Genomic DNA, 12,068 nt, shown 5'->3' with positions numbered 1-12,068 from the left:
TGCCACGGTAGATTCGACGGGTAAAGTAACGGCAGTATCGGCAGGAACAGCCACGATCAAGGTAACGACAACGAATGGCAGTTTCGAAGCAACAAGCGCGGTGACAGTAACGGCTGAAGCCACCACCGTTCCGGCAACCGGAGTTGAACTGGACAAAACTGCTCTTGATTTGCAGGAAGGGGCTTCGGCTCAACTGACTGCGATTGTAAAACCCGAGGATGCTACGAACAAAACGGTGAGCTGGACATCAAGCAGCACTTCGGTTGCTACTGTAGATTCAAATGGTAAAGTGACTGCCAAAGCATCAGGAACGGCTACAATCACAGTAACGACGGCTGATGGCAGCTTCAAAGCAACAAGCAAGATCACTGTATTCGGTTCGACAGGAACACCATCGACAGGTACACCGTCAACCGGAACACCATCAACCGGAACACCGTCGACTGGAACACCATCAACCGGAACGCCATCAACCGGAACACCGTCGACAGATACGCCATCGACCGGAACACCTTCGACAGATACACCGTCGACTGGATCACCTTCAACCGGAACGCCATCGACAGGTACACCTTCAACAGGTACGCCTTCAACTGGCGGCAATGGTAGCACGACGAATCAATTTAAAGACGTTCCTGCCGGATATTGGGCAGCAGCAGCAATTAACGACCTGGTATCGAAACAAATCCTCAACGGTACGAGCGGCACGACGTTTGAACCTCAACGCAGCGTGACACGCGCCGAGTTCACAGCGATGCTGGTAAGAGCCTTGGAGCTTACAGAGCAAAGCACTATGAAATTCACAGACGTGAAAAGCGGAGACTGGTATGCGGATGCAGTTGCCGCAGCCGTGAAAGCGGGAATCGTTCAAGGAACGAGCGCTACGCAATTCGGAGCCAACGCAAAAATTACGCGTGAGGAAATGGTTACGATGCTTATGCGCGGATACGAGAAGCTGCATGGCAAACCGTCGGTAGACGGAACCATCAGCTTTAAGGATCAAGCTAAATTCTCGTCATGGGCAGCAGCTTATATTAAAGAAGCAGCGGCGCTCGGCCTGGTTGGCGGACGCGAAGAAGGCGTATTCCAGCCTGCTGGAATCACTACACGCGGTGAAGCCGCTCAAGTCATCTTTAATCTTTTAAGCAAATAAGCGTCTTATCGTAATAGGTTAACAGGGATGCCGTTCTTATGAACGGCGTCCTGTTATCTTTACAGGGAGGATATGCAATGTTCCGTATAAACACCGCTGTGCGATTTTCTATTTGCATTGTGGCCGTGTTGGCCCTTCTTCTGATACCTATTGAACATCAAGTCGATGCCCACGCATACAGCGCCGGGTACACGACATTGAATTTGACCAAATCGAATATCGAAATGACCTATGCGCTGGATGAGCTGTCTGTGATCGAGCTGGCCGGCGGGGATACGAATAAGAACGGCAAGCTTGAAGAGGAAGAATTTGCTGCAATTAAAGATGGGCTTACGGCATTGTTCAAGGAAAATTTAAAGCTGCAAATTAACAATGAAATCAAAGATTGGACCCAAATAGAAAGCTTTGATATGGAACAAAAAGGGAGTGCCGCCAATGCAATCCTGAAGGTTGTCTTTCCGCCCGCATCCGCATCCGAGCCCATTTCCTTGACAGATAATCTGTACGTGAACGATTCCGTCACCAACTACGTTAATTTAGTTACGATTAACTACGGCAGCCAAAAAAGCACATCGGCTCTATCCGGCAAATACCGGGATTGGAGCATGCAGCTGACCGAGAAAGACTATGCCGGTCTGCAGCAGGATGCGCTGGTCCAGCAAAACAGCGGCAGCGGTCAAACGGACAAGCCGCAGGAAGAGGAATCAAGCCCGTCGGAAGTCATGTCAGGCTGGTATTCATTCTTTACACTGGGGATCAACCATATATTATCCGGATACGATCATCTCCTGTTCCTGTTTTCACTGCTCATCGCAAGGCAGAAGTTCAAGCAATATGCGGCCATGATCACCGCATTTACGATCGCTCACAGCATTACGCTGACGCTTACGGTATTGGGAATTATTAATGTATCTCCAAGCATTGTCGAGCCTGCGATTGCGCTCAGCATCTGCTTTGTCGCGGTAGATAATATTATCCGCAAACAGGTCAGTCACCGCTGGGTGCTGACGTTCTTCTTCGGATTAATCCATGGAATGGGCTTTGCCGATATTTTGAAGGAAATGGATCTTCCGCGAAGCCAGCTGGCCGTGGATCTGATCAGCTTCAACCTCGGCATTGAAGCCGTTCAGGTAACGCTGGTCGCCATTCTGCTGCCGCTGCTTATGATGCTGCACCGCTGGAAATTTTCAAGGCGGACCGTTGTTGCAGGCTCGTCGCTTGCGTTCATGCTGGGCGGGATCTGGCTCGTTCAACGGGTATTTTTTGGATAAATCAGCCCAGCCTCCTAGCGGCAGGCAAAGAGGCATTACAATAACCCGCCCAGGAGTATGAAATGCACCTCATAGAACAGACGTTGAATAACTCACCGGTTCATTCGACATCTGTTCCAAGGGGTGTATTTTTTTGCATACTTTTTTACAACTCTCACAAACTTCTGCAACAACTAGAGTGTATATTCAGCGGATAGAGCGGAGGCGCAGCATAGTGGAGAACATATTGATTATAGAAGACGATCAGGCCATTTCCGACCTCATTAAACTGAATCTGGAGGTTGCGGGCTACGAGTGCAAACAAGCTTATAACGGAAAAGATGTTCAAAGCGTTCTCTCCGTTTTTTCTCCGCAATTAATTTTACTGGACATCTCCCTTCCCGATATTGAGGGCTACGAGCTGATGCCCCGGTTCAACCGCAGCGGAGTGCCGGTCATATTCCTGACTGCGCGGAACAGCCTTGCTGATAAAGTAAAAGGACTCAAGATGGGGGCTGACGACTACATTGTAAAGCCCTTTGAAGCAATGGAGCTGTTGGCCAGAATAGAAGTCGTGCTTCGCCGTTATGGAAGTAAAGCAGATCAGATAACGTGCGAGGGCCTAGACATCTACCTGGAGGAGCGCACGATAAAGCGGGACGGCACCGTTATCGAACTTACAATGAAGGAATACGAGCTGATCCTTCTTCTTATCAACAACCGGAACAAAGCCCTGTCCCGAGAAAAAATCCTTGAGCTTGTCTGGGGCTACGATTATATGGGCGAGACGCGGACTGTCGACATTCATGTCCAGAAGATTCGAAGAAAACTCGGCTGGGAAGAGCAGATTAAAACCGTCTACAAATACGGTTACAGGCTGGAGGCTCATACATGAGACTCTGGCAGAAGGTTTTTTTTGGCACCTTCCTCCTGTTTGAGCTGCTGTTCAACGCCTCTTCATTTTATCTTATCGAGCACAATTTCAATCAGAATCTGGTGAGAGAAATCGACAGAGGCTTGTCGGAGCAGCATGTTCTGCACGCTCAGATCGAGACGGACTGGTCGTATATTAATAATTTGAATCAGCTGTTAAATTCGGCAATAAACAATGCAGATGATTTTATTAAAAATAACACTCAAAAATATCTGAAGTCCTTTGACACCGACAAAGTGTCCATTGAAGTGATGGATCATCGTAATCAAAAGGTTTTTACAGACTTTCCCGAAAATATAGCCGGCCCGAGACAGGAGCTTGAGGTACGGGATTCCGCAAGCAGAACCTATATCATCCGGGATGTCGGCCAGAAGAGCTATTTATTCGTCACAAGCGGGCTCCAATTGAACGGGGACGATTTTAAGCTCGCATACATCCGGGATATTACAGACATTTACCAGGGAAAGACGGCCCAGATCAGAAATTTTGTTAAGATCAATATTGTCATTACCGTTATTTTAGCCGGTGGCCTTTATGTGTTGATTTGGTTTCTCACACGCTCGGTCCGCATGCTCACAAAATCCGCGCAGACGATAGCTTCAGGCCATTATTCACATCGTGTCGGCGTTTTATCGAGAGATGAGATTGGCTTGCTTTCGGAGAATTTTAACCAGATGGCCGTTGCCGTAGAAGAAAAAGTTGAGGAATTGGAGGACGCCGCCAAGAACAGGGAACATTTTATTCACTATCTGACGCATGAATTGAAGACGCCGCTTACCTCGATCATAGGCTATGCAGACTTCTTGAGAACGACTAAATATAACGAAGAAGTTTTTTACAAGGCCTTAAACTATATTTACAGCGAAGGAAAACGGCTTGAAAGTCTGTCGTTCAAGCTTATGGACCTGGTTCTCATCGGCAATAAAAAGAAGGCCATGGACATGGAAGAGATAATGCCGATTTTTGAGGAGACGGAGCAGATTCTAAAGCCGCAGCTGGAACAGGCAACTATTGAGCTGTCACTATCGGTTGAGCCTGCAAAGCTGGTGATTGAAAGAGACCTGATCAAAATCCTCTTCACCAACTTAATCGACAATGCAATAAAAGCTTCGGGAGCCGGGGGCATCATTTATTTCAGAGGGCTCATGACGGAAGACGACCACTATGCAATAGAGGTAGAGGACGAGGGGATTGGCATACCGGAACAGGATGTACCGAAGGTGTTCGAGCCGTTTTTCATGGTGGATAAAGCCCATTCGCGGGCAAACAACAGCGCGGGGTTGGGGCTTGCCATATGCGCGGAGATCGTCAGGCTCCATGAGGGAAGGATAGAGATCAGAAGCCGTCTGAATGAGGGAACCGTTGTGAGGATCATACTTCCGGGAGTATGCAGCTAATTTACAACATACCGCTACTAATCGGGTGCTGAAGTATCAGAGCACCTACTATGTCAACGGCGGCACCGGCCGGATTATGATTCAAAGAGATCAGAACGGAAATCCGGTGAGCGGGAAAGTGTTCAAGAAAGCCGATAACCCGGATGCATTTAGAAAAATACGATTGGACATCCGTTGGCACCGAGCAGGCACCGGACGGGAAAATCCTGAATAAAGTAATGGAAAGCTGCCGGAAGCGGCTAGTAAGCAACAGCCTGTTGAGAAGCTGCTCAACAGGCTGTTTTTAAGTGCGCCAGACGCGAGCGGCACATGGAGGCGACACAGCATACAGGTCTCTGATACACATGCAGAAATGCACAGTTTCTCTTGTTGTTCAAGGGAACATCCCGCTTAACGCTGGAAATATCCCGCACGCTGCATGAAGCTTTTTTCCACTTGTTCAACAATCGGCCCGTCCGCTTCCGACTTCTGTTTCACTTCCAGCCATTCCGGATCCTGGCCGAATACATCCCACTGGCGGTTCCGCTCGTCCATATCGTTGTATTCCATGATGTAATACAGCTTGGAGTGTCCCTCCTGATCGACCCAGAAGTCATAAACCTTCATTCCAAGGCGTTTGAAAATTCCAAGGGTGTGGTTGGCAAAACGGGCATTCATGGCTTCCATCTTCCCGGCATGAACGGAATAGATACGCAGTTCGTACAGCATGTTAATTTCCTCCCTCGGTGAAATGATTGCTTTCCTGTTAGATCTTGCCCGCCGTGAAGATGCTGCCAACAGGGGGCATATCTGATATATTCCCGCATTTTGCGGTCAAAAGCAATGGCTGCTGCGGATATTCCAGCTATTTTGTCTGCTATTCACTCATCCGACCGGGGCGATAATAGGGATAATCCATTTTTTCCTGAACCTGCCGGGCGACCTCCGGAGTGCTTAATGATTCAACGAGGAACAAGCCAAGATCAAGGGATGCGGCGACGCCGCCGCCCGTGAACACATTGCCATCCCTGACAACGCGGGACTTTACGACCTCTGAGCAATAAGGGGCAAGCAGGTCATAGGCAGAAGGGTTCGTCGTAGCCCGTCTATCAGTTAAGAAACCAGCCGCCCCAAGCAGCAGGGCTCCTGTGCAAACCGACGCCTTAATTTCCACATCGCGGGCAGTTTTCACCCAGGAGACAAAATCGGGGTCATGCCTAAGCTGCCTTGTAGAAAATCCGCCGGGGATAAAAATCAGATCATATCCGGAGAGATCCGGATAGACATGCGGGATTTTTATGGTTAATCCCCGATCATCCGTAATTTCCGCCTTCGTCGAACAAAAATCCCACGACACCGCTTCTTTGACTCGCAAAATGCCCAACCAGGTTACAGCTTCGTAAAAACCGCTAAAATCCAGCGTCGTCATTCCGTCAAATAAAATAAATGCCATCTTCATTCCCGTACACCGGCCTCTCGTTTGTCTGGTATTAAACAAAAAAAGCACCCGATCTGAAGAGGATCAAGTACTTTGCCCAGGCGTACGGCTGTTTGTCGGTGCGCTCCCTCATGGTTATCCATGTTTACGCCAGTAACGCACCGTTTCATGCTATTGTTATAATCTTACATTCTTCTGCTGGAAAGTTCAAGGAGATAAAAGGAGATAAATCTCCGCCTGGGATTTTCAGCCTTCAGCCTTCACTGCTATAGCCCTGTGCCTCCAGGTTCTTGCGGCTGGCCTTCATGATGAACATGTACATGAGAGCAAAACCCGCCACGCCCAGCAAAGCCGTCCCGGCGCTGATCCGGTACATCGCATGCGCGCCAAGATTCTGGAATATCCAGCCCCCAGTGACGCCCGCTACGATCCCGGACAGTCCTCCCCAGCTGAGGGCGTATACCGCTTGACCCGAGGCCCTGTATTCCTTCGGAACGAGCAGTGCGGTCAATTGCGTGCCTACATAATAATAACCTGCAAAAGTAAGACAGTGCAGGGCTTGAATGAAGATGATCTGATAAGGGGTTTCCGCCACCGACATCAGAAACCAGCGCAGCGCGTATAGCAGACTGACCACGGCCAGACAGAAGATCATGGTTCTTCGACTTTTGCGCAAATACCGGTCGAACAGCAGGTAAACCGGAATCTCGAAGATGGATGACAGAAAAGCGGACCAGCCGATCAGAGAATTTTTGCCTCCCAGATCGGAGATATAGATCGAAACAAATGTGTTGTTCATCGAGTTTGGAATCGAAATGAGAACGCCGATGACAAGGAACATGATAAATGGTTTGTTGGCCCATATTTGACCATAACCGACCGGGGCGCCTTTTCGGCTGCCCGTTTTGCCTCCGCGGGGCAGCTTCAAGGCCAGGGCGATGGAGATGAGCATCATCACCCCGTACACGATCCACAGGTGATGAATGCCCAGTCGCTCGATGACCGGCCCTGTCGCCACGGCCATAACGGCCCACCCGAGGGAACCCCACAGACGGAAGCTGCCGAACTTAAGGCCTGTCTTGTCGGCCACATCGAGATTGAGGCTATTACTTTGCGAGAACAACGGGCTCTGGAAGAAAAAGTAGAGCAGCATGAACGTAAAGATAAGATAACCCGCGTTCAGAGAAAAGACGATCTGCATGACCACGGCATTGCCGATCAGCAGTATGAGCAGAACGCGCCTGGCATTCTCAAGCCGGTCGCTCCAATATCCCCAGAAGGGGTTGGAGAGGAGGGAGATGAACGGGCCTCCGGCGAGCAGCAGGCCAACCGTAAAGTTGGACATGCCGGTTTCCTTCAAGTAAAGCGGAAAAAATGTGCTGTAGACGGAGATCGCCCCGTAGATGAAAAAGTTGAACGCTTTTATGAAGCCCAGGGATCGTATGTTGGTCAATGATGGGTGTGACATGTACTGCGCTCAATCCTTTCCCGCTGACGAACCTGTTTTGGCAAGCTTCCGGTACTGCGTCGGCGTGATTCCGGTATGCGATTTGAAGATCGAGCAGAAGTATTTGTACTCCTTGTAGCCGACTTTCTCGGCGATCTCGAATACCCGCTCGTCGGTTCCGACCAGACTTGCTTTGGCCCGTTCGATGCGCACCTCATTCAGATACTCCGCGAACCCTTTGCCGAAATTTTGTTTGAACAGGATGCTGAAATAATTCGGCGTTATTTTGAGCAGGGCGGCCAGCTCAGAGGCCTTCAAATCCGTATGGTAGCTGGAATCAATATGCTTGTTGACGCGGTCGGCAATCCAGTGGTTCTTGTTGGCCAGGGAAGAATGAATCATCGCATGCAGGGACCAAAGCTCTTTGCGGAGCAGCGATTCCATGGCGCGGTAGGAGTTGTGCGTCAACAGATCGATTTCGCCCGAATTGAACGGATCGGTGCGCTCCGACAAATCCATGCCGTTCGTATGCAGTCTGCGCTGCAGGATAATGCTCAATTCCTTGAAGGCCTGCAATACTTCCTTCAGCAGATAGCCCCTCTCGCGAAACTGCTGCATGATGCTCCCGATGATGTCATCCAGTTCCTCATAGCCTCCATGAAAGAGCACGTGGACCAGCTGCTTCTCCAGCTCGAACGGAGAGAACGGCAGAGGGCTCCGCCCGGAAATTTTCTCTTCATCATGAAACTGAATGGAGCGGCCCTCCGGAACTGCAGCAAGCTGCAGGGCCGTGGTGGCCTCTGTACTGCGGGCATATGCCTCGTCCAATTGGGAAAAAGCCGGCGACACGCCAAAATAAAGGCGGGGGACCGGCGGTGCCATGTTCTGCGCTGCCGATAAGGCGGCAGACAAATCCAGCTGGCTCACCTGGCGGGAGCCGATGCACAGCGAAAGCAGCAGGTTCGGATGATGGAAGAAGGAGATGACTTCCTGATCGAAGGGTTTCAGCGCCGCATGAACGGTACTTTCCCAACCGATCCGCGCGGATTGCTGCGACTCCTCCGACGAATGGCTGGTCCATTCGGCATAATCCTCCAGCTGGCTGGCGATAAACCGGTAGGACGACTGGCCGTATGCGGCCGATGGCGGCGTATCGGCGTCCTTGCGTATAGCGGCCCCGCCTTGAACAAGCTGGATCATCCACTTTAACCAGCCTTCGCGCTCGCGCTTTTTTTCCAGCTCCGCATCAAGCGAGATTTCCATGCCGATTCTCTGGACCATCGCCATCAGCTCCTCAATGTTGACCGGCTTCAGCAAATAATCCTCGATCCCAAGACGCAGGGCGCGGCGCGCATACTCAAAATCATCATAGCCGCTGACGATAATGATGCGGATCTGCGGCCATCTTTCCTTCAGCTCCTTGGCTAATTCAAGTCCGTCCATTCCATCCATGTTAATATCCGTGAGCACCAGATCGACAGGCTGCCCCGATACGAATTGCAGGGCCTCTACGCCGTCATAGGCTTCTCCCGCCACTTCCACGCCAATCGAATCCCAAGGAATGGTCTGTCTCAAGCCTTGGCAAATGATCGGTTCATCATCAACGATTAGCATTCGAATGGTCATGCTTCCTCCTCCTTTTCGTTCATCCAAAGAGGTATTCTTAACCTTACGCATGCTCCCGTAATGGACTGCTCCATGGGAAGCTCAACTCCGTAGCCGCTGCCGTTCACAAGCTGGATCCGTTCATGAATGTTGCTGATGGCGTGATCCAGCACGCTTTTATCGCCGGTCCTCTCTTTCAGAGCCCGGTGAATCAGAAGTCTTTTTTCCTTGGAAAATCCGATCCCCGAGTCGGTCACGTCGATAATCAAATCCGCTCCGTCCTGATAGGCGCGAACGTCGATTTTTCCGGCCTGCCGTTTGAAGCCGTGCTTGATGCTATTCTCCACCAGCGGTTGAATAACCTTCTTGAGCACCACCGCGTCTTCTAAGGATGCTTCCATAAAGAGGGAGAACCGCAACTTGCTGCCCATCCGCTTCTGCTGCAAATTCAGATACGCCCGGACAAATTCCATTTCGCCGGCCAGCGTCGTATGATGCTTCCCGCTGTCCATGCCCATCCGGAAAAACCGGGACAAGGTCTCGATCAATTGGCTGGTCTCAGGCGCCTGCTCCAGGCGCGCCGTCCAGCGGATCGTATCGAGCGTGTTGTACAGAAAATGCGGATCCATCTGGCTCTGCAGGATCCGCAGATCGGATTCCTTCTGCCGGATCTCCAGCTTATATTTCTTGTCGATGAGATCTTTAATCGTGGTGACCATATTGTTGAACTGCCTGCCGAGCTCGCCGATCTCATCGCGGGAACGCACCTCGACCTGGGCCGAGAAGTCTCCGTGCTTGAGCCGGTGCGTCTCTTTCTTCAGCTCGAGGATCGGACGGATGATCGCCAGCTCGAAGCCGATTAAGGCAAGCAGGCCGAGAATCAGGATCACAAGAATCAAAATCTGCAAGGATGCTTTGATGGCCTTGGTTTTCTCCACGATCGTCTCATCCTTGACCATCGCGACAATATTCCAGCCCGTGGATTTCATATGCTGGTTAAATACGACATAGGAGGTGCCTTCCTCCTGCAAGGCGAACACGCTGCTCCGCTTGTTCACGATTTCCTGAAGCATGCTGCTGTCCGGGTAAGGATGGCCGACCAGCTTCTCGTCCGGATGCAGCAGGACGCTGCCGTCGGGGCGGACGATAAATATCGAGCCCTGATCCTTCGGAACCGGCGTTGTCAATAAATCGGTGAATTCCGTTTCGTTCAGACGCACGATCACCTGGCCGACCTGGTTAGAAGGCTTCTCGAAGGAATTAATAACGCGGAACATGGAGATGACCCGTTTGCTGCCGGTCCAGCCGCTCTCCAGTGAATAGGAATCCGTCCAGACGATTCCGCCCCGGTTGGCTTTCGCCAAGTCGCTCCATGGCTGCTCGAGGCCCTTCACCGGCTCGCCCATCTGCAGCTCGTTGCCGCCTACGCCCTGCAGCGAAATCGATTTGATGTACTGCTTGGACATGATCTGGAACGCGAAGAAGCCTTCGATCGCCGTTTTGTCCTTGTAAATTTGCTCCATATTGCCGGGAGTGGGCTTGGCCTCCAGAAAGCTGCGGAAATTTTCCTGATAAATCATATAGTCCGAGATATCTTCAATCGCCTTGATTTTCTCCGTCAGATTCATCTCGATGGTATTCAGGTTCTTCTCCATCGAGTCGATGAACTGCTGCCGCAGTATCGTCTCATACCGGCTCAGAATCACATAGCCGATCAGCAGAGAGGGCAGGGTGACCAGCATAATGAAGATCGCCACTGATTTTTTTCGCAAGCTGATATTGAGGAATCGGATTGCGCCTGATTTCATATGGTTTCATTCCCCCCGGGTGTCTGCATACTCCTGAGTACTCTATCGGAAGTCCTGTTCCTTCTATTATAAAGGAATCCTGGGAGGAAAGCTGACATAACAAGCGGCCAATTTCTGCAAGGAGACGAGTGCGGGAGGTGGCATTTGAATCCGGAGAAGCGGTGAAACGGCGCCCTGCGAAGATCCGATCCCTCCGGAAGCAGATGAGCGCCGGTGTGTTATCCTTTGACGGCGCCCGCCGTCATACCCTGCACAAGCTGCTTCTCCATGGCCAGGTAAAAGACGAGAAGCGGGATCAACGCCATGCTCAAGGCCGCCATCTGAAGCGTCTGGAACCGGGTCTCCGTGCCGGCGAAATTGGCGAGGCCCAGAGGCAGCGTCTTCAGGGCCGCTTTATTGATCAGAACGAGAGCAAACAGGAACTCATTCCAATTATAAATGAAATTAATGATAATAACCGTGGCCAGCGCAGGCTTGGTCATCGGCAGGATGATCGACCAGAAGATCCGGTAGATGCCGGCCCCGTCCATAATGGCGGATTCCTCGATATCCTTCGGGAATATTTTCATAAAACCCACAAGAATGAAGATCGTAATCGACAGGTGAAACGCCGTATACGGGAGAATGAGAGAGAGATGGGTATTGAGCAGCCCAACCTTTTTCATCAGAATAAAAATAGGGACGAGCGTGGTGTGGATGGGAATCGTCATCCCGATAATGAACAGGCTGTAAAGCCATCCCCGCACCCGGAATCGGAATCTGGACAGGAAGAAAGAGGTCAGCGCCCCCAGAAGCACGGTAAGCACAATCGCTCCCGCCGTCACGAGCACACTGTTCCAGAAATAAGTGCCAAGATGCGCCACTTTCCAGGCCTCGGTATAATTGCTGAAGTTCCAATGCTTGGGCAGTCCCATCGGGTTGGTTGCGAAGTCCTCCTCGGTCTTGAACGAACCGACAACCATCCAGACGATAGGAATGATATTAATGATGCAGAGCACCGCTAAAAACAGATGAATGATGGTTTTCTTGCCCCGTGATGTTTGCATGGCTGCTCCTC

Annotated in this window: 10 protein-coding genes and 1 riboswitch; of the genes, 4 read left to right on the top strand and 6 right to left on the bottom strand. The window is 51.0% G+C overall.

Annotated elements, in window-relative coordinates:
• The 4 genes from AC0YOB_RS27700 to AC0YOB_RS27685 all read left to right on the top strand — a co-directional run.
• Positions 1–1,153: S-layer homology domain-containing protein (locus tag AC0YOB_RS27700; RefSeq protein WP_475795518.1), on the top strand; the 1,153-nt coding region annotated here is incomplete at its 5' end.
• Positions 1,154–1,230: 77 nt separating this feature from the next.
• Positions 1,231–2,424, top strand: a complete 1,194-nt coding sequence (locus tag AC0YOB_RS27695; RefSeq protein WP_475795517.1) for a HupE/UreJ family protein — start codon at positions 1,231–1,233, stop codon at positions 2,422–2,424.
• 214 nt (positions 2,425–2,638) lie between these two features.
• Complete coding sequence (locus tag AC0YOB_RS27690; protein ID WP_475795516.1) at positions 2,639–3,298, top strand: response regulator transcription factor; 660 nt, start codon at positions 2,639–2,641, stop codon at positions 3,296–3,298.
• On the top strand, positions 3,295–4,734 hold the full coding sequence (locus AC0YOB_RS27685; RefSeq protein ID WP_475795515.1) for a sensor histidine kinase: 1,440 nt from the start codon (positions 3,295–3,297) through the stop codon (positions 4,732–4,734). The genes AC0YOB_RS27690 and AC0YOB_RS27685 overlap by 4 nt, the downstream gene beginning before the upstream one ends.
• A gap of 390 nt (positions 4,735–5,124) precedes the next feature.
• Here AC0YOB_RS27685 and AC0YOB_RS27680 read toward each other — a convergent pair whose 3' ends face one another.
• The 6 genes from AC0YOB_RS27680 to AC0YOB_RS27655 all read right to left on the bottom strand — a co-directional run bounded on the left by AC0YOB_RS27680 (position 5,125) and on the right by AC0YOB_RS27655 (position 12,057).
• Positions 5,125–5,442, bottom strand: a complete 318-nt coding sequence (locus AC0YOB_RS27680; RefSeq protein WP_475795514.1) for an NIPSNAP family protein — start codon at positions 5,440–5,442, stop codon at positions 5,125–5,127.
• Between the two features lie 148 nt (positions 5,443–5,590).
• Positions 5,591–6,172 carry a DJ-1/PfpI family protein gene (locus AC0YOB_RS27675; protein WP_475795513.1) on the bottom strand — a complete coding sequence of 194 codons (582 nt, stop codon included), beginning with the start codon at positions 6,170–6,172 and terminating at the stop codon, positions 5,591–5,593.
• 67 nt (positions 6,173–6,239) lie between these two features.
• Positions 6,240–6,319, bottom strand: a riboswitch (ZMP/ZTP riboswitch).
• A gap of 85 nt (positions 6,320–6,404) precedes the next feature.
• Positions 6,405–7,619 (bottom strand): MFS transporter, encoded by a 1,215-nt coding sequence (locus AC0YOB_RS27670; protein ID WP_475795512.1) that lies wholly within the window; start codon positions 7,617–7,619, stop codon positions 6,405–6,407.
• A gap of 9 nt (positions 7,620–7,628) precedes the next feature.
• Positions 7,629–9,224: a response regulator gene (locus AC0YOB_RS27665; RefSeq protein WP_475795511.1), complete on the bottom strand. Its 1,596-nt coding sequence runs from the start codon at positions 9,222–9,224 to the stop codon at positions 7,629–7,631.
• Positions 9,221–11,011: a sensor histidine kinase gene (locus AC0YOB_RS27660; RefSeq protein ID WP_475795510.1), complete on the bottom strand. Its 1,791-nt coding sequence runs from the start codon at positions 11,009–11,011 to the stop codon at positions 9,221–9,223. The genes AC0YOB_RS27665 and AC0YOB_RS27660 overlap by 4 nt, the downstream gene beginning before the upstream one ends.
• 218 nt (positions 11,012–11,229) lie before the next feature.
• Positions 11,230–12,057 carry a carbohydrate ABC transporter permease gene (locus AC0YOB_RS27655; RefSeq protein ID WP_210038670.1) on the bottom strand — a complete coding sequence of 276 codons (828 nt, stop codon included), beginning with the start codon at positions 12,055–12,057 and terminating at the stop codon, positions 11,230–11,232.
• Positions 12,058–12,068: the final 11 nt, after the last annotated feature.

The sequence above is a fragment of the Paenibacillus sp. JT31N17 genome (assembly GCF_056269255.1).
This window is presented reverse-complemented; position numbering and strand designations above follow the sequence as displayed.

What these genes read in the sequence shown, in the direction of transcription:
- AC0YOB_RS27695 (WP_475795517.1), top strand. Translation starts at nt 1,231, where the DNA reads ATGTTCCGTATAAACACCGCTGTGCGATTTTCTATTTGCATTGTGGCC.
- AC0YOB_RS27685 (WP_475795515.1), top strand. Translation starts at nt 3,295, where the DNA reads ATGAGACTCTGGCAGAAGGTTTTTTTTGGCACCTTCCTCCTGTTTGAG.
- AC0YOB_RS27680 (WP_475795514.1), bottom strand. Translation starts at nt 5,442, where the DNA reads ATGCTGTACGAACTGCGTATCTATTCCGTTCATGCCGGGAAGATGGAA.
- AC0YOB_RS27675 (WP_475795513.1), bottom strand. Translation starts at nt 6,172, where the DNA reads ATGAAGATGGCATTTATTTTATTTGACGGAATGACGACGCTGGATTTT.
- AC0YOB_RS27670 (WP_475795512.1), bottom strand. Translation starts at nt 7,619, where the DNA reads ATGTCACACCCATCATTGACCAACATACGATCCCTGGGCTTCATAAAA.
- AC0YOB_RS27665 (WP_475795511.1), bottom strand. Translation starts at nt 9,224, where the DNA reads ATGACCATTCGAATGCTAATCGTTGATGATGAACCGATCATTTGCCAA.
- AC0YOB_RS27660 (WP_475795510.1), bottom strand. Translation starts at nt 11,011, where the DNA reads ATGAAATCAGGCGCAATCCGATTCCTCAATATCAGCTTGCGAAAAAAA.
- AC0YOB_RS27655 (WP_210038670.1), bottom strand. Translation starts at nt 12,057, where the DNA reads ATGCAAACATCACGGGGCAAGAAAACCATCATTCATCTGTTTTTAGCG.